This is a genomic window from Pseudochelatococcus lubricantis, assembly GCF_042432495.1.
Classification (GTDB): Bacteria; Pseudomonadota; Alphaproteobacteria; order Rhizobiales; family Beijerinckiaceae; genus Pseudochelatococcus; species Pseudochelatococcus lubricantis.
The window spans coordinates 138,272-153,546 of sequence record NZ_JBHLXC010000012.1 but is presented as its reverse complement, the minus strand read 5'-3'; the positions used below and the strand labels follow the sequence as shown (position 1 = coordinate 153,546).

At 66.6% G+C, this 15,275-nt stretch carries 18 protein-coding genes and 1 riboswitch; of the genes, 10 read left to right on the top strand and 8 right to left on the bottom strand.

The window, feature by feature from the left end; genetic code table 11:
* Nucleotides 1–64 precede the first annotated feature (64 nt).
* From ACFFJ7_RS16275 to ACFFJ7_RS16265, 3 genes are all read right to left on the bottom strand, one after another.
* Nucleotides 65–1,027 (bottom strand): dihydrodipicolinate synthase family protein, encoded by a 963-nt coding sequence (locus ACFFJ7_RS16275; RefSeq protein ID WP_377593711.1) that lies wholly within the window; start codon nt 1,025–1,027, stop codon nt 65–67.
* 223 nt (nt 1,028–1,250) lie between these two features.
* On the bottom strand, nt 1,251–2,354 hold the full coding sequence (locus ACFFJ7_RS16270) for a mandelate racemase/muconate lactonizing enzyme family protein (RefSeq protein ID WP_377593708.1): 1,104 nt from the start codon (nt 2,352–2,354) through the stop codon (nt 1,251–1,253).
* 49 nt (nt 2,355–2,403) lie between these two features.
* Entirely contained in the window at nt 2,404–3,444 is a 1,041-nt protein-coding gene (locus tag ACFFJ7_RS16265) for a proline racemase family protein (RefSeq protein WP_166955528.1), read from the bottom strand.
* 225 nt (nt 3,445–3,669) lie between these two features.
* Here ACFFJ7_RS16265 and ACFFJ7_RS16260 point away from each other — a divergent pair, with 225 nt between their 5' ends.
* The 7 genes from ACFFJ7_RS16260 (at nt 3,670) to moaA (ending at nt 8,897) form a co-directional block, all read left to right on the top strand.
* Entirely contained in the window at nt 3,670–4,320 is a 651-nt protein-coding gene (locus ACFFJ7_RS16260; RefSeq protein ID WP_377593705.1) for a GntR family transcriptional regulator, read from the top strand.
* A 353-nt stretch (nt 4,321–4,673) separates the two neighbouring features.
* Nucleotides 4,674–4,949 carry a MoaD/ThiS family protein gene (locus ACFFJ7_RS16255; RefSeq protein ID WP_208394319.1) on the top strand — a complete coding sequence of 92 codons (276 nt, stop codon included), beginning with the start codon at nt 4,674–4,676 and terminating at the stop codon, nt 4,947–4,949.
* Between the two features lie 3 nt (nt 4,950–4,952).
* A complete protein-coding gene (locus tag ACFFJ7_RS16250) occupies nt 4,953–5,411 on the top strand; it encodes a molybdenum cofactor biosynthesis protein MoaE (RefSeq protein ID WP_166955525.1) in 459 nt (152 codons plus the stop codon).
* The gene (gene moaB / locus ACFFJ7_RS16245; protein ID WP_377593701.1) at nt 5,412–5,948 is read left to right on the top strand and encodes a molybdenum cofactor biosynthesis protein B; all 537 of its coding nucleotides are present in this window, start codon (nt 5,412–5,414) and stop codon (nt 5,946–5,948) included.
* Nucleotides 5,945–6,472: a cyclic pyranopterin monophosphate synthase MoaC gene (moaC, locus tag ACFFJ7_RS16240; protein ID WP_377593699.1), complete on the top strand. Its 528-nt coding sequence runs from the start codon at nt 5,945–5,947 to the stop codon at nt 6,470–6,472. Before moaB ends, moaC begins: the two co-directional genes overlap by 4 nt.
* The gene (locus ACFFJ7_RS16235; protein ID WP_377593697.1) at nt 6,469–7,656 is read left to right on the top strand and encodes a molybdopterin molybdotransferase MoeA; all 1,188 of its coding nucleotides are present in this window, start codon (nt 6,469–6,471) and stop codon (nt 7,654–7,656) included. Before moaC ends, ACFFJ7_RS16235 begins: the two co-directional genes overlap by 4 nt.
* Nucleotides 7,657–7,772: 116 nt before the next feature.
* A riboswitch (molybdenum cofactor riboswitch) is annotated at nt 7,773–7,906 on the top strand.
* Nucleotides 7,896–8,897, top strand: coding sequence for a GTP 3',8-cyclase MoaA (gene moaA, locus ACFFJ7_RS16230; protein ID WP_377593694.1), 1,002 nt, complete (start codon nt 7,896–7,898; stop codon nt 8,895–8,897). It overlaps the preceding riboswitch by 11 nt.
* A gap of 6 nt (nt 8,898–8,903) precedes the next feature.
* Here the strand turns inward: moaA and ACFFJ7_RS16225 are convergent, their stop codons facing one another.
* On the bottom strand, nt 8,904–9,110 hold the full coding sequence (locus ACFFJ7_RS16225) for a TOBE domain-containing protein (RefSeq protein ID WP_166955517.1): 207 nt from the start codon (nt 9,108–9,110) through the stop codon (nt 8,904–8,906).
* A gap of 328 nt (nt 9,111–9,438) precedes the next feature.
* Between ACFFJ7_RS16225 and modA the strand changes: the two genes are divergently transcribed.
* Genes modA through modC form a run of 3 tightly spaced genes read left to right on the top strand, consistent with a single transcriptional unit; the run spans nt 9,439 to nt 11,994 of the window.
* Nucleotides 9,439–10,206, top strand: coding sequence for a molybdate ABC transporter substrate-binding protein (modA, locus tag ACFFJ7_RS16220; protein ID WP_377593692.1), 768 nt, complete (start codon nt 9,439–9,441; stop codon nt 10,204–10,206).
* A gap of 16 nt (nt 10,207–10,222) precedes the next feature.
* Nucleotides 10,223–10,915, top strand: a complete 693-nt coding sequence (gene modB, locus ACFFJ7_RS16215; RefSeq protein WP_166955513.1) for a molybdate ABC transporter permease subunit — start codon at nt 10,223–10,225, stop codon at nt 10,913–10,915.
* Entirely contained in the window at nt 10,912–11,994 is a 1,083-nt protein-coding gene (modC, locus tag ACFFJ7_RS16210) for a molybdenum ABC transporter ATP-binding protein (RefSeq protein ID WP_377593688.1), read from the top strand. The genes modB and modC overlap by 4 nt, the downstream gene beginning before the upstream one ends.
* Here the strand turns inward: modC and ACFFJ7_RS16205 are convergent.
* From ACFFJ7_RS16205 to narJ, 4 genes are read right to left on the bottom strand one after another with little or no spacing between them, the layout of a single operon-like run.
* The gene (locus ACFFJ7_RS16205; protein WP_377593686.1) at nt 11,966–12,709 is read right to left on the bottom strand and encodes a molybdenum cofactor guanylyltransferase; all 744 of its coding nucleotides are present in this window, start codon (nt 12,707–12,709) and stop codon (nt 11,966–11,968) included. The two genes, modC and ACFFJ7_RS16205, sit on opposite strands and share 29 nt — an antisense overlap.
* Nucleotides 12,706–13,830 carry a peptidylprolyl isomerase gene (locus ACFFJ7_RS16200; RefSeq protein ID WP_377593684.1) on the bottom strand — a complete coding sequence of 375 codons (1,125 nt, stop codon included), beginning with the start codon at nt 13,828–13,830 and terminating at the stop codon, nt 12,706–12,708. Before ACFFJ7_RS16200 ends, ACFFJ7_RS16205 begins: the two co-directional genes overlap by 4 nt.
* The gene (narI, locus tag ACFFJ7_RS16195) at nt 13,827–14,576 is read right to left on the bottom strand and encodes a respiratory nitrate reductase subunit gamma (RefSeq protein ID WP_166955505.1); all 750 of its coding nucleotides are present in this window, start codon (nt 14,574–14,576) and stop codon (nt 13,827–13,829) included. Before narI ends, ACFFJ7_RS16200 begins: the two co-directional genes overlap by 4 nt.
* 4 nt (nt 14,577–14,580) lie before the next feature.
* Nucleotides 14,581–15,273: a nitrate reductase molybdenum cofactor assembly chaperone gene (narJ, locus tag ACFFJ7_RS16190; protein WP_377593680.1), complete on the bottom strand. Its 693-nt coding sequence runs from the start codon at nt 15,271–15,273 to the stop codon at nt 14,581–14,583.
* Between the last annotated feature and the right edge of the window lie 2 nt (nt 15,274–15,275).

Below are 15,275 nucleotides of genomic sequence, written 5' to 3'. Positions count from 1 at the left end.
GAACAGAAAATCTGATGCCACCGCCCCCTTTTACTCAGAGGTTCTTAATCAGAGGCGACGTTTCTCACGCGCGATATTTCTCGACGGCGCCGGTTTGCCTGCTCCACCCGGCATACCAGCTCTCGAACAACTTCAGTTGCGCTTCGGCAAAGCCGCGCTGGCTTGCCGAAAGCTCATCGCTCGCGTTGAAATGGAGGGTGTATTCCCGCTTGCCCTTCAGGACCATCAGGTGCTTGTAAAAGAGGACAAGGTCCGTGCCTTCGTCGAAGGATGAAAGAACGGCCAGCGCCTGTTCGAGTTCCTTAGCCCGCACCCGCGCGTCCACATCGCCATTGGCGGCCGCGTGGGACAGCGCGCAAAGGTGCAGGACCTCGCGCGGCAGCACATTGCCTATGCCGGTGATCGTGCCCGCGGCGCCGCAATTGACGATGCCGTGGACCACCGCCGTGTCCACGCCCACCATAAGCGTCACCCCGTCGCCTTGGCTCGTGATGTGTTCGGCCGCGTAGGTCAGCGCTTCCCGGCCGCCGAATTCCTTGAAGCCGACGAGGTTCGGATGCTCGGCCCGCAGGGCGAAGAACAGCTCGGCGCGGGTCGCGAAGCCGTAGTAGGGGCTGTTGTAGATGACGGCCGGGATGGACGGCGCCGCCGACAGGATCGCCTTGAAATGGTTGCGCTGCGCGGCCGCCGACGAACCGCGGGAAAGCACGCGGGGAATGACCATCAGGCCCTTCGCGCCGACTTGCTGCGCATGGGCGGCATGGGCCACGGCGGAAGCCGTGTTGACCGCGCCGGTGCCGACAACGACCGGCACGCCCGCTTTCACCAGACGTTCTACCCCTTCCATGCGCTGCTGGTCGGTCAGGAGGGGCCAGTCGCCCATGGAACCGCAATAGATCACGGCGGACATGCCCGCCGAGATAAGTTCCTGCCCGTCCCGAACCAGCGTGTCGAAATCGGGGCTGCGGTCTTCCTTGCACGGCGTCATCAACGCGGGCATGCAGCCGGAAAAAATACTTGTCGTCATGCAAGGTCTCCTTATCGGGTATACGAGCAAAGGCTTGGAAGGCGTGTTTCGGAAAACCCCGGCGCCCGCCCGGATCATTGCTCCCGCCGCCCTTCGCCGTCGCTTCCGTACGGGCGGCATGTGCGTGGGCCAGATGCGGCTGGGCCAGATGCAGCGTTGCAATGACGGGTAGCCGGTAACATATTACATATAACAACACAAGCTGCACGAAGCTTCGCGGACGTCAGTGGATGCTGAAAAGCGGCGCGTCGAGACTCCGGGCATCGACCTCGATGCCAAGTCCGGGGCCAGTTGGCGCGGAGCCGCGTCCCGCCGAGGAGCGCGGCAGGTAGCCGGCGACGTGCTCGTTCGTCCAGTCGTTGAAGAAGGATGCGTGAAGCAGCGCCTCCGGCGCCGTGCTGGCGGCCATATGGGAAATGGCCGCGGTCGCCACGTCGCCGCCCCAGACGTCCTCGATGCACATCGTCATGCCGAGATCCTGCGCCGCCGCCCGTATCCGCGCCGCGCCCGTGATGCCGCCCAGCCGGCCGAGCTTGACGTTGACCGAGCCGGCGCCGGCCTCGTATTTCGCGCGGAACAGTTCTGCGGTGTTCACGACGGACTCGTCCAGAACGAGCGGCAGCGTGCTTGAACGTTGCACGATCGCGCAGTCCGCCGTGTCGCGGCAGGGCTGCTCGATGTAGATGTTGAGGTCCGCGAGGTTGCGTACCGCGATGAGCGCCGCCTGCAGGTTCCAGCCGCCGTTCGCGTCCGCGATGACGACGGCGTCGCCGCCGGCATGCGCCGCGACGCTGCGGGTCCGCGCGATGTCGTCATAGGGATCGTTGCCGACCTTGACCTGGAATCTGCGGATGCCCGCGGCGGACCTTTTCTGGACGAAATCCGCCATTTCCTCGGGGGAGGCGAGCGGTACGGCCTCGTAAAGCGGAAAGGACTCCTGCAGAACGCCGCCGAGCAGCGCCGAAACCGGCATGTTGCAAGACTTGCCCAGAATGTCCCAGCACGCGATATCGATGGCGCTCTTGGCGCTCTGCTGCCCGAGCAGGACGCCGTCCATGGCGCGATTGACCAGCGAGATGTTGGCCGGATCGAGTCCGATCAGCGTGGGCGCGATTTCCCGGATCGCGGCCCGCGTTCCCCCGGCGAATGCGGGGAGGTAGGTTCCGCCCAGTGTCGATGCTTCGCCCCAGCCTTCAAGGCCGGTATTCGTTCGCAGCCTGACAAGTGTCGAGGGCTGGGATACGGCGGCCCTGCCATTCGACATCACATACTCGCCGTGGGCATAGGTCAGGACGTAACCAAAGACATCAATCGCCTCGATTTTCATTCGTTATCCCTCTGGTTGCGGAAACCTACCCGATACGGGCGCGCCCCGCTTATTGCTTCAATGAAGTGGAAACACCCCATGTATCGGAAAGCACATAACCTTCCGGGTAAGGATCCGTCGGATCGAGATAGTAGGAATGCTCGCCGGTGATCCAGGCACGCCCGGTGATTTCCGGTATGATTGCTTTCCGTCCGGCGATCTCGGTCAATGCTTCGATGCGTCCCGTGAAATGCGAGCCGATGATCGACTCGTGAATCAGCACGTCTCCCGTCTTCATAAGGCCGCGCGCCTGCAGCACCGCCATTCGGGCGGACGTGCCCGTGCCCGTCGGACTGCGGTCGGACCGTCCCGGCGAAACGATGCAGGTATTGCGCGTGACCTTTCCCGGCCCCTGGAATGGCATGGCGAACTGGACGATGGACACGCCGCGCACATGGCTGAACAGCGGGTGGACCACCTCGAACTGTTCGCGCGCGGCGACGCGGATCTTCTCGCCGAGGATCCCGAGGTCCCGGGCCTCGTCCGGCGTGACGGAAAAACCCAGCGCCCTGGCGTCGACGATGCCGTAAAACATGCCGCCATAGGCGATGTCGATGCCGATCGTGCCGTAGCCTGCGAGTTCGAGCGGCGCATCCAGCCGTTCCGCGAAAGCGGGTGCGTTGCGGAAGGTCACGGAGACGCATTTGCCGTCGCGACATAGCGCCCGAACCTCGATGACACCGCCGGGCATGTCGAGCCTGAAGCGCGTCTCGGGTTCGTGCATCGGCACCATGCCCGTCTCCAGCAGCACGGTGGCGACGCAGATCGTGTTGGAGCCGGACATTGGCACGTATTCCGTCGGCTCCATGATGATCGCACCCGCTACGCAATCCTCCCGGGTTGGGGGCACGATCAGGTTGACATGCCGCGCGACGCTGCCGCGCGGCTCGCAAATCAGCATGCGGCGGATGTTGTCGTGATCGCGCTCCATCGCGATCATCTTGTCCATCATCGTGGCGCCCGCCGGCGGCAGCACGCCCCCGACGATGACATCGCCGACCTCTCCCTCAGCGTGGCAACCGATAACGTGGATGGAAACTCTGGAACGCATGAGCGTTTCCTTCTCGCCGAAGGGAAGGGCGGCCCTGAAGGCCGTGAATGCGCATTCTTGCCGATAGGATGTTATCGGTTACCGATTTTTGTCAATGGCCTCCCTTGCCCTGTCAGGAAAGGAGAAGGGGGACGCCGGCGTGCGCAGCGCGTGAGCTTGACTTGAGGCCGGGATGGTAGCATGTAACATATAAGCAGCAAGTTACCTGATGGCGGCGTGATTATCGTGGCAGTAAACCAGCTTCAGCAAACGAACCTGAGAGAGCAGGCTCTTGCAGTCTTGAAGCTTCGGCTTATTTCGGGTGACCTGGTTCCGGGCGAGATTTACTCTGCCGCTGCATTGGCGGCGGAACTTGGCGTATCGAACAGCCCGGTGCGCGAGGCGATGCTCACGCTCGTCAATCAGGGCCTGATGGAAACGGTGCGCAACCGCGGTTTCCGGGTCGTTCCTCTCAGCGACCGCGAGCGCCGCAACATCTATGATCTGCGCATGATGCTCGAAGTGCCGTCGATGGCGAAGCTCGCGAGGATAAAAGAGAAGATCGCGCCGCGCTTTGCCGAGTTTTCCCGCATCGCCGCCGAGATTACCGCCTCCGCCGAAGCTGGCGATATCGTCGGATACCTTGATGCCGACCGCAGATTTCACCTCGGCTTGCTTGACGTGCTCGACAATGAGCAACTGGTCTCGATCATCGACAACCTTCGCGACCAGAGCCGGCAGTATGGCCTGAGGCAGCTTTCGAGCAACGGCAAACTGGTCGATTCAGCTCTCGAACATCAGAAAATACTCGACGCTATCGTCGATGGTGACGAGGCCAAGGTCGCAGAGTTGATGGAGCTGCATCTCGGGCACTTCGTCGGCGACTGGGCCGGCTGACGGACGGCGGCAGCCCGCGGCAGCGCGATCCGTCATCCCCCGACTCGTCATCCCCTTCGCGGCGCCGCCGCCTGATTGTGCCTGCCGCAGAACGGGTTGGCGCACATGGCGCGCTGATGCTTCCAATTTGAATTGTATCATGTCCGAGCTTGATTACCGACAAGCAGTCTCGCGCCGCACCCTGCTATGAAAAGACGAGCTGCACGATGCTCCCGGCACAAGTCCGGCGCTAGAGCAGTTGCATTCAAGTCCATCCGTCGAATTGAATGCAAGTTGCGGTAAAATATTGGATTTAGAGCGCAATCTGATTCCGTCGGATCGCGCGCTCTCTAGCGATGTTCCGATGGGGGCCCATGTCCAACGTTCTTCAGGAAGCGTCCGTGACCGTGCTGTTTTTCGGCCGCCTGTCGGACCGGTGCGGCAGAAGCGCCGTGGTCGCGATTCCGGCTTCGGGGACGCGGATCGGTGAGTTGCGCGGCCTGCTGGAGGCGGCATTCGGCTCTCCGGACGCGCCGTCCCCGTTCGGGGCAGGCACCCGCGCGGCGGTCGACAAGGTGGCGGCGACCGACGACACGCCGGTGCTGCCCGGGCAGGAGATCGCGTTCTTTTCCGCCGTGTCCGGGGGCTGACGGATGGAGCCGTTTCGTCTCTCGGAACAGGCCATCGACCCGGCCGCTGAACTCGCCCGCTTCGCGACAGCGGCGGCGGAGGCCGGGGCGGTCGTTTCCTTCACCGGCGTGGCCCGGGCGCGGGGAGCGGCGGGCGCGGCGCTCGACTATCTCGAACTCGACTGGTATCCGGGCATGACCGAGCGCTCGATCTGCGACATCGGCGTGGATGCGCTGGGCCGGTTCGGCATCGTCGCGGCGACCATCGTGCACCGGTGCGGCATCGTGCCCGTGCGCGCGCCGATCGTCTTCGTCGCGGCGGCGGCGGCACACCGCCGCGAGGCCTTTCAGGCCGCCGACTACATGATGGACCGCCTCAAGACCGAGGCTGTCTTCTGGAAAAGGGAAGTGGGCCCGGACGGCGCGCGGTGGATCGAACCGACGGACAGGGACCACGACGACCGGTCCCGCTGGAGCGAATGAATGGCTGGCATCGACGAATCTCTACCGTTCCATCCCCTGAATATCGCCGTGCTGACGGTGTCGGACACCCGCTCCGTGGAGAATGACACGTCGGGCGGCCTGCTGGCGGCGCGGCTGCAGGCGGCGGGGCATGTGCTGGCGGATCGCCGGATCGTGACCGACGATATCGACGCCATCCGTGCCGTCGTCGGCGCATGGGCCGGCGATCCGGGGATCGACATCATCCTCACCACGGGGGGCACCGGCTTCTCGCCGCGCGACGTCACGCCGGAGGCTGTCACGCCGCTGCTGCGGCGGAACATGGAGGGCTTCGCCGTCGTGTTCCATCAGTTCAGCCTCGGCACGGTCGGGGTATCCACCTTGCAGTCGCGGGCGCTGGCGGGGCAGATCGGCGACGCCTTCATCTTCTGCATTCCCGGCTCCACCGGCGCCTGCCGCGATGCATGGGACGGCGTGCTGGCGCAGGAACTCGACAGCCGTTTCCGTCCGTGTTCGCTGGTGGGGCAGGTTCCGCGCTACAGGGGAATATGCCCATGACCGGCGGACCTATCACCGGCGGACCTATGACTGACGTGGCGGGAGAGGCGGGCCTGACCCACCTCGACGAGGCGGGCCGCGCGCGGATGGTCGACGTTTCCGACAAGCCGCAGACCGACAGGACCGCCGTTGCCGAGGGGGTGCTGCACTGCCAGCCGGAGACCGTCGAGGCCGTGCTTGCCGGGCACGCACCCAAGGGCGCGGTCCTCACCACGGCCGAGATTGCCGGCATCATGGGCGCCAAGCGCACCGCGGAGCTGATCCCGCTATGCCACCCGCTCTTTCTGACCAAGGCGAAGGTCACCATCGAGCCGGAGGAGACGGCGCCGGGGTTCCGTGTGCGCGCCGAAACCCGCACCAACGGCCCCACGGGCGTGGAAATGGAGGCGCTCACCGCCGTCAGCGTCGCCTGCCTGACGCTCTATGACATGCTCAAGGCGCTCGACCGCGAAATGACGATAGACGGGATACGTCTTGTCTCGAAATCCGGCGGACGCTCCGGGGACTGGCGGGCGGGATCATGATTTCCTTCGACGAAGCCGTGGCCCTGGTCCGGCAGTTGTCGCAACCGCTTGCCACGGAACAGGTGCCGCTCGACCGGGCGGCGGGCCGCGTGCTTGCCCGGCCGGTCGTCGCGCCGCGCACCGCGCCCGCGTTCCCGACCTCAGCCATGGACGGCTATGCCGTCCGTGACAGCGATCTGGCGCAGGCGCCGGTCAAGCTGCGCGTGGCCGGGGAATCCTATGCCGGCCGGCCCTTCGGCAAGCGGGCGGGACCGGGAACCTGCGTCAGGATATTCACGGGCGCCGTCGTGCCGCCCGGCTTCGACCGCGTCGTCATCCAGGAGCAGGTCGGCCAGTCGAACGGGCTGGCCTTCTTTGACCGGACGCCGTCGGGCGGCAGGCATATCCGTCCCGTCGGGTCGGACTTCTTCGCCGGCGAGGCGATATTGCCGGCCGGTATCGTGCTCACGCCGCAGGCGCTGATCGCCGCCGCGGGCGCGGACGTTGGCGAGGTGTGTGCGGTACGCCAGCCCCGCATTGCCATTCTCGCGACGGGAGACGAACTGGCGGTGCCCGGCACCGCGCATCTGCGGGCGGGGGCGGTGCCCGACAGCGTGTCCGTCGGGATCGCGGCGCTGGCGGAAGCGTTCGGCGGTGCCGTCGTTCTGCGCCTTCGCATTCCCGACACGCTCGAAGCGCTGGAGTCGGGCGCGGACGAGGCGCTGGCATGCAGCGACATCGTTGTCGTGACCGGCGGCGCCTCGGTGGGAGAGCGTGACTACGCGCGCGACATGTTTCGCGGACATGCGATGCAGCCGGTGTTCTCGAAAGTCGCCATGAAGCCCGGCAAGCCGGTGTGGATGAGCCGCGCGGGCGCGCGCCTCGTCGTGGGACTGCCCGGCAATCCGGGATCGGCGCTGGTGACGGCGCGGCTCTTCCTCGCGCCGCTGGTGGCGGGCCTGTCCGGGCGCGGGGCCGGCCTGGCGTGGCAGTGGCAGAGCGCCCGCCTCGGCGAGAACGCGCCGGAAGTGGGCGACCGCGAGACGTTCTATCGCGGGCAATTGCACGAAGGCAGGGCCGTTTTCGTCGGTAATCAGGACTCCAGCGCGCAGGCCGCGCTGGGCGTCAGCCGCATTCTCATCCGGCGCGCCGCCGGGGCGGGTGTGCTGCCCGAAGGGCAGGAAGTATCCTTTCTCCCGCTGTAGAGCCGGGGAGGGTGCTCCGCGCTCCCGACTGTCATAAGCCATGGGTGGCATTGATGACAGTCAACCGCCGGAACGCGAACCGTCAAAGCCTTCGTCTTCGCTGTCGACTAGAGTGATTTCAGCATCTGCTCCGAGCCCCCCGTCCTAAAGCGCGAGCCACGGATACGGGGCCGGGCCCTGCCGGGCCAAAGGGTGCGTGGGGAAACCCGTGCGCCTCCCGCGATTGGAAAGGAGCTTCCATGAATTTTCAGCCGCCAGCCTTGCTGGACGGTCACAGGCGCCGGTTTCACTATCTTCGCCTGTCCATCACCGAGGTATGCAACTTCCGTTGCACATATTGCCTGCCGAACGGCTGGCGCAAGGCCGACGAGGCACACCCGGCGTCATATCTGACGGTGGCGGAAATCACCCGGCTCGTGCGCGCCTTTGCCGGCCTCGGCATGTCCAAGATCAGGCTGACGGGCGGAGAGCCCGCCGTGCGCAAGGATCTGGCCGACATCATCGCGGCCGTCGCCGCCACACCCGGCATCGACAAGGTCGCGCTGACCACGAACGGCTGGAACCTCCGCCACAGGCTGCCTGAGTGGCGCGCGGCCGGGCTCACCAATCTCAACGTCAGCATCGACTCCCTCGTCGCGGACGATTTCCACGCGATAACCGGGCACGACCGTCTGGCGGACGTGCTCGCGGGGGTCGATCTGGCTATCGGTATGCAGTTGCCGTCGGTCAAGGTCAACGCAGTGCTGCTGCGGGAAACGGCGGCCAAGGGCTTTGACGACTGGGCGCATTTCGTCCGGCGTCGTCCTGTCTCCGTGCGCTTCATCGAGCTGATGCGCACCGGCGACAACGCGGACTACTTCACCGCCCACCACGTGGGCGGCTCCGTGCTGCGCGAATGGCTTGAGGCGAACGGCTGGTGCCGGGCGGAACGGCGGTTCGACGACGGGCCGGCCGTCGAGTATACCCGGCCCGACCATGCCGGGCGCATCGGCCTTATCGCGCCCTATGCCCCCGGCTTCTGCGATACCTGCAACAGGCTGCGCGTGACGGCGCGCGGCAAACTGCGCCTCTGCCTGTTCGGCGACGGCGGCCTCGACCTGCGCGATCTTCTTCAGGACGATGCCGACATTCCGGAACTGCGCGCGAGGGTGAAAAGTGGGCTGCTCGGCAAGGCGGCAGCCCACTTTCTGCACCGGAACGATCCGGGCGCGACCCGCAATCTCGCGCAGGTCGGCGGCTGACGCAGCTCAATCCGTTCCGACGATCACGTCGGAGGCCTTGATGATCGCGTATGCGGTCTGGCCGACTTCCAGTTGCAAGTCGTCGACGGCTTCGTTGGTGATGGAGGAGGTGATGACATTGCCGCCCACGTCGATGCGGACATGCGCGGTGGTCGCGCCCTTGACGATGTCGACGATCTTGCCTTCGAGAACGTTGCGCGCGCTGATTTTCATGATTGTCTCTCCTGATCCGGCCGCAGCCTTCGCGCCACCATACATGCATCGGCATCCGCGGGCAGCGACGGATCCCTGATCCCCATAATGAATTCTTCGCCCGCCCGCTTGATAAAAGTAAAGCGTAACCGGAAACCGCTTATAGCGCCCTTGCCCTGTCTGTAAAATGCTTCTGATCCATAGCGATGTCTCAGTTCTGGAGATATATTCTTGAGGTAATATATCTTTTTCAACAGAGGTGAGTAAGTTAGTTATTATTATTTCGCTATCGTGTTCATATACGTATATGCAGCGTATTTTACGTTTTTCTCTGAAGGAGAAGCATGAAATGGTATCGCGGTTTATTGCTGTCGCCTTGTTTCTCATGTCGGCGCTGCTGCCGGGGTTGGCGTTCGCCCAGTCACAGCAGACCGTTTTCGCGGCGGCGAGCCTGACGGATGCTATCCGCCAGGTGAACGATCTGTGGGTCGGCAAGGGCAATGCGCCGTTCGGGTTCAGCTTCGCCGCGTCCTCCACGCTGGTGCGTCAGATCGAGCAGGGCGCCGACGCGAGCATCTTCATTTCCGCGGATGAGCGGTGGATGGACTGGGCGCAGGAGCGCAACCTGATCGTGGCGGAAACGCGCGTGTCGCCCATCGGCAACCGGCTGGTGCTGGTCGCGCCGAAAGACAGCACGCTCAACGTCGAACTGACGAAGACCACCGATCTCGCCGCGCTGCTGGGCGAGGGCAACCGTCTGGCGACGGGCGATCCGCAACACGTGCCGGCGGGGCGATACGCGCAGCTGGCGCTCACCTGGCACGGCCAGTGGGAGGCGATCTCGCCGCGTCTGGCGCGGGCGGACAACGTGCGCTCCGCGCTGCTGCTGGTGGAGCGCGGCGAGGCGCCGCTCGGCATCGTCTATGAGACGGACGCCGCCGTTTCGAAGGGCGTGCGCATCGTCGGCGTTTTCCCGAAGGAATCGCATGAGCCGGTGACCTATCCCTTCGCCGTCGTCACGAAGGCGGATGGCCCGGAAACGCGCAGGCTGCTCGGCTTCCTCACCGGGCCGGAGGCGCAGGAAGTCTACGGCCGTCTCGGCTTCACGAAGCCCTGAGGGCGGTCCGGACGATATGTTCGCACTCACCCATGAGGAGTGGCAGGCGGTGCGGCTGAGCCTTGCCGTGGCGGCGAATGCCGTCGCCATAGGCCTGCCCGCCGCGATCGTCACATCGCTGCTGCTGCGCTGGCGGAGCATGCCGGGACGCACAATCCTCAACATCATCGTGCACTTGCCGCTGGTATTGCCGCCCGTGGTGGTGGGTTGGATGCTGCTCGTCGTGTTCGGCATTCGCGGCCACGTCGGGCAGTTCCTGCATGAATGGTTCGGTATCCGCCTCGTCTTCACCGCCGCGGGCGCGGCGCTGGCCTGCGCGGTGATGACCTTTCCGCTGATGGTGCGCGCCATCCGCCTCTCGCTCGAAGCGGTGGATGCCGGTCTTGAGGAGGCCGCGGGCACGTTGGGCGCGGGCGCCGTCGACCGCTTTTTCACGGTGACGCTGCCGCTGATGACGCCCGGCGTGATCAGCGGGGCGATCATGGGCTATGCGGCGAGCCTCGGCGAGTTCGGCGCGGTCATCACCTTCGCCTCCAACGTGCCGGGGCAGACGCAGACCCTGCCGCTCGCCATCTTCGCGGCCTTGCAGACACCGGGTGGCGAAGCGGCCGCGGCGCGGCTCGCGCTGATCTCGATTGTGCTCGCGGTTGCTGGGTTGCTTGCCGGCGAGTGGTTCAGCCGGTGGTCCGGGAAGCGCCTGAAATCATGAGTCTGGACGTCTTTCTCCGGCATCGTTTTCCGGATTTTTCCGCCGATGTCTCCTTTTCCGCGCCCGCTCCCGGCGTGACGGCGCTGTTCGGCCCGTCGGGCTGCGGCAAGTCGACGGTGCTGTCGGCGGTTTCCGGCCTGCTGCGGGCCGACGAGGTCCGGGTCGTGCTGGACGGCATCGTACTGTCGGACCTGCCGCCGGAACGGCGGCGGATTGGCGTCGTCTTTCAGGAGGGGCGGTTATTCCCGCACCTGTCGGTCCGGGACAACCTGCGTTACGGCCTGCGGCGGGCGCCGCCCGGGCCGATCGATCCTGACGAGACCGTGGAACTGCTCGGCATCGGCCATCTGCTGAAACGCTACCCTGCGACGCTCTCCGGCGGCGAGCGGCAGCGGGTGGCGATCGGCCGCGCCTTGCTGTCGCAGCCGCGCCTGCTCGTCATGGACGAGCCGCTGGCGGCGCTGGACGCGGCGCGGAAGGCGGAAATCCTGCCCTACCTCGCCCGCCTGCGCGACAGTCTGCGAACGCCCGTGCTCTACGTTTCCCATGCGATGGAAGAAGTCGCGCGGCTCGCGGATACGCTGGTGTTGATGGAAGCGGGGCGGGTGATCGGCTGCGGGCCGGTGGGTGAGATCGCCGCGCGCGCCGACCTGCCGCTGGCCCTCGGCAACGACGCCGGCGCCATCATTCCGGCCGAGATCGCCGCCCACGACGACGCGCGGGCGCTGACCGTCCTGCGGGCCACCGGCTGCGCGGCGGGCGCGTCTTCGGAAGGCGCGCGCTTCCTTGTGCCGAGGATAGGGCTTCCTTCCGGCAGCAGGCTGCGTATCCGGATTCCGGCGAGCGACGTGGTGCTGGCGCTGGAGCGGCCCGCGCGCATCAGCGCCAACAACGTCATTCCCGGCACGGTGCGCGCCGTCCGCGAGGCGCCGGGCGGCAGGCTCGCGCTGGTGGAGATCGCGGTGGGCGACAACCTGTTGCTCTCGCAACTGACGCCGGACTCGGTCGCTCAACTGGAGATCGAGGCCGGAAAGCCGGTACTGGCGCTGTTCAAGTCGATCGCCGTGCAGGTTCTGTGAGCAGGGCTGCGGCGAGATCGAGGTCTTCCGGTGTGTTGATGTTGAAGAACGGATCGATGGCCGTCACCGGCCAATCCACGATCCGCCGGTCGAGCCTTTCGGTGAGGTTGGTCAGCGACAGCCTGCCCGCGTCCGCCTCCCGCAGCAGGACAGCCTCCGCGTCCGGCGTCCACAGGGCACAGACGGGATGGAGCCGTCCGGCGCTCGATGCCACGGCGACCGCCGGTCCGGCGGTGCCGGCCAGCGCGGCGGATAGCCGCCCGGCGAGGTCCGGCGGCAGGAACGGCATGTCGCACGGGATCGTCAACACCGCGTTGCAACCCAGTCGCCGCCCGTGGCGCAGGCTGGCGAGCAGGCCGGACAGCGGGCCGTCGATAGCCGGATCGTCGATCACGACATCGGCAGCGCCCCGGGCATCTTCCGATTTCGCAGGATCGGAAGACGCGCTGCGATTACTCAGGCCGGGCGAGTTCTGATCGCTCACCTGATGCCATTTGATCGAAAGGCGCTCTGGTGCCTGTCCGGGATGGCGAACGGCGATCGCGACATGAGCCGACCAGGACCCGGCGAGCGCGAGGGCGCGGGCGAGAAGCGTCTGCCCGGTGAGCCGGCGCTGCGGCTTGCCGCCGCCGATGCGCCGCCCCTCGCCGCCGGCGAGGACGACGACACACAGGCCGCCTGCCGGTGCGGATGCGGCGCCGGTCATGCCGGTCATACGGTGCGGATCAGCGTGCGGGTGCGTCTCGGCGGCACCAGCTTGCTGCGCAGCATGAAGCGCAGTGCGGCAAGCACCGGGTCCGGGCCGTTCTGCGCGGCGGAGATCAGTGACGTCCACGCCTCGTCGTCCGCCTCCGTGACGAAGGCGCGCGCCTCACGCTGCACGAAACCGGCGACATCGCCGCCATCCGCTTCCGCCACGGCACGCACGCGCGCGAGCAGATCAGGATCGGCGGTGGCAAGCCAGGCCTCCAACCCCGCCAGCGTGGCGGCGTCCGCGCCGAGCACCTGCCCGAGCGTGAGCGTCGGCCTGCCGACGGCGCCCTCGGCGGTGAGCGACACGACGACGCCGCTGCCGCGCGCATCGTCTGCGAGCCGGCGCACGTAGCGGCCGGCGGCCTGCACCCACGCGCGGCTGTCGAGATGCAGACGGATCGCTTCCTCCACATGGGCGAAGGGCAGCACCGCGCCCTCGATGCGCCGGTCGAGCCGCAGGATATGCCAACCGTAGCGCGAGCGCACCGGGGCCGGGGACGTTTCACCCGGTTCGAGCGCGGCGAGCGCCGCTTCCACGGCAGGATCGAGGTCGCCGGTCTGCATTTGCCCCAGATGCCCGCCCGCCTTGCCGCTGGGGCAGTCGGAAACGTCGCGGGCAATGTCGGCGAAGGCCTGCGGCGCGTCGGCGAGGCGGCGCAGCACCTCCTCGGCGCGCACGTGGGCCTCGTGCAGGGCGGCACCGGCGTCATCCGCGTTCCTGTCCGGCGTGAACAGGATGTGCGCGGCGTCGTAGAGATCCGGAGCGCGGAAGCGGTCCTGGTTGGCCTCGTAGTAACGCAGGCGTGCGGCGCGATCGGCGAGCTTCGCCTCCACCTCGCGGCTGAGCACCTCGCGGATGAGCGCTTCCTCTGCGGTTTCCTCGCGGCCCGCGTCATCCCGTTCCGGTGCCGGCACGAGGGCGAGTTCCCGCGCCCGCGCCAGCAGCAGGGTGCGGGCAGCGAGCGCCCTGCCGGCAGCCTCCCGCGCTGCCTTCGCGGAAGACGCGGGATGGTGCTGCGCTTCTTCGGCGATCAGCGCCTCGGGAATCTCGACGCCGTCCACGACGATGGCGGGCATGGTCATTTCGCGGGCTCCGGCTGTCTTTTCGCCCCGATATCCCGCCGGGTGCGCACGAGCTGCCAGCCGCGCCGGTTGAGATACCAGACGGGCGCGGAAAGCATGTGCACGAGGCGGGTGTAGGGGAACACCAGCAGAATCGTGAGACCGAGGAAGAGATGCGCCTTGAAGATCCAGTGCGCATCGGCGACGTAGGCGGCGGCGCCCGGACGGAAGCTGAAGATGCCCTGAGCCCATTGCATGAACTTCACCATCTCGCCGCCGTCGAGATGCTGCAGCGACACGGGAATTGTCAGCAGCCCCAGCGCCAATTGCAGGGTCAGCATGATCAGGATGGCGATGTCGGAGAAGGACGACGTCTGGCGGATGCGCGGATCGTAGAGCCGCCGGTGCAGCAGCATCAGTGCGCCGGCCATGCAGAAAATGCCCGCGACGCCGCCGGCGACGATGGCCAGCACCTGCTTCTGGCCATGGGTGATGCCGATGAAGTCGAACACCGCGATGGGTGTCAGCAGGCCGACGAAATGGCCGAGGAAAATGACGAGAACGCCGAGATGAAACAGCGTCGATCCCCAGAACAGCTGCTTGCGTCGCAGGAGCTGGGACGAGCCGGAGCGCCAGGTGTACTGCTCGCGGTCGAAACGGATGATCGAGCCGAGCGCGAGCGACGTCAGCGCGACATAAGGATAGTAGCCGAACACGGCTTGCGTGATCCAGCCGATGTCGCCGGCGGTGACGGGTTCCGTGGCCATGGTCTCACACTCCCTTGTTCATCTGGCGAATGAAGCTTTCGGCCTTGGGACAGCCGGCCTCGCCGGGACCGAAGTTCACCGGCTCGTCCATCCAGGCCTTGTCGATCCGTTCGAGGTCGTCGGGGTCCTCGTCGGGCTCGGCGAGCAGCGCGCGCAGCGCCTCGCGGTCGGCGCGCTCGCCGGCGAGCTGCACGAGCGCGCCGAACACGGCGCGGTAGTTGCTCGCGCGCTTCTTCAGCCGCTCGGCCAGCGCTTCCAGCACATGGGCGGCCTCGGCCAGCAGCGAGGCGGCCTCGTTCGCGGGCTGGGTGGCGAGAAAGTCGAGGAACACCGGCAGGTGGTCCGGCAGCTCCCGCGACGAGAGTTCGAGCCCGCGTGAGCGGTAGAGGGCGAGGAGCGCCGCCATCGCCTGCCCGCGCTCGCGGCTTTCGCCATGCACGTGCTCATAGAGGTTCAGCGACAGCGAGCGGGTGCGGTCGAACAGCCTGACGTAGCGCTCCTGAAGGGTGAGGAGATCGCCGGCGGCAAGTTCGCCGGCAAGCTTTTCGAGCGCCGAGACAAGATGCGCGGGCAGGCCGCTTTCCGCACGGATGACGGCCATCGCCGCCGGCGCGGCGGCCTGGACGTCTGCGTCAGGATAGCACAGGAAGGCGGCGAGCGCCCGGTAGGTGACGGGAGAGGGCAGGGGCTTCGCCATGT

What these genes read in the sequence shown, in the direction of transcription:
- ACFFJ7_RS16275 (WP_377593711.1), bottom strand. Translation starts at nt 1,027, where the DNA reads ATGACGACAAGTATTTTTTCCGGCTGCATGCCCGCGTTGATGACGCCG.
- ACFFJ7_RS16270 (WP_377593708.1), bottom strand. Translation starts at nt 2,354, where the DNA reads ATGAAAATCGAGGCGATTGATGTCTTTGGTTACGTCCTGACCTATGCC.
- ACFFJ7_RS16265 (WP_166955528.1), bottom strand. Translation starts at nt 3,444, where the DNA reads ATGCGTTCCAGAGTTTCCATCCACGTTATCGGTTGCCACGCTGAGGGA.
- ACFFJ7_RS16255 (WP_208394319.1), top strand. Translation starts at nt 4,674, where the DNA reads ATGTCCAACGTTCTTCAGGAAGCGTCCGTGACCGTGCTGTTTTTCGGC.
- ACFFJ7_RS16250 (WP_166955525.1), top strand. Translation starts at nt 4,953, where the DNA reads ATGGAGCCGTTTCGTCTCTCGGAACAGGCCATCGACCCGGCCGCTGAA.
- moaB (WP_377593701.1), top strand. Translation starts at nt 5,412, where the DNA reads ATGGCTGGCATCGACGAATCTCTACCGTTCCATCCCCTGAATATCGCC.
- moaC (WP_377593699.1), top strand. Translation starts at nt 5,945, where the DNA reads ATGACCGGCGGACCTATCACCGGCGGACCTATGACTGACGTGGCGGGA.
- ACFFJ7_RS16235 (WP_377593697.1), top strand. Translation starts at nt 6,469, where the DNA reads ATGATTTCCTTCGACGAAGCCGTGGCCCTGGTCCGGCAGTTGTCGCAA.
- moaA (WP_377593694.1), top strand. Translation starts at nt 7,896, where the DNA reads ATGAATTTTCAGCCGCCAGCCTTGCTGGACGGTCACAGGCGCCGGTTT.
- ACFFJ7_RS16225 (WP_166955517.1), bottom strand. Translation starts at nt 9,110, where the DNA reads ATGAAAATCAGCGCGCGCAACGTTCTCGAAGGCAAGATCGTCGACATC.
- modA (WP_377593692.1), top strand. Translation starts at nt 9,439, where the DNA reads ATGGTATCGCGGTTTATTGCTGTCGCCTTGTTTCTCATGTCGGCGCTG.
- modB (WP_166955513.1), top strand. Translation starts at nt 10,223, where the DNA reads ATGTTCGCACTCACCCATGAGGAGTGGCAGGCGGTGCGGCTGAGCCTT.
- modC (WP_377593688.1), top strand. Translation starts at nt 10,912, where the DNA reads ATGAGTCTGGACGTCTTTCTCCGGCATCGTTTTCCGGATTTTTCCGCC.
- ACFFJ7_RS16205 (WP_377593686.1), bottom strand. Translation starts at nt 12,709, where the DNA reads ATGACCGGCATGACCGGCGCCGCATCCGCACCGGCAGGCGGCCTGTGT.
- ACFFJ7_RS16200 (WP_377593684.1), bottom strand. Translation starts at nt 13,830, where the DNA reads ATGACCATGCCCGCCATCGTCGTGGACGGCGTCGAGATTCCCGAGGCG.
- narI (WP_166955505.1), bottom strand. Translation starts at nt 14,576, where the DNA reads ATGGCCACGGAACCCGTCACCGCCGGCGACATCGGCTGGATCACGCAA.
- narJ (WP_377593680.1), bottom strand. Translation starts at nt 15,273, where the DNA reads ATGGCGAAGCCCCTGCCCTCTCCCGTCACCTACCGGGCGCTCGCCGCC.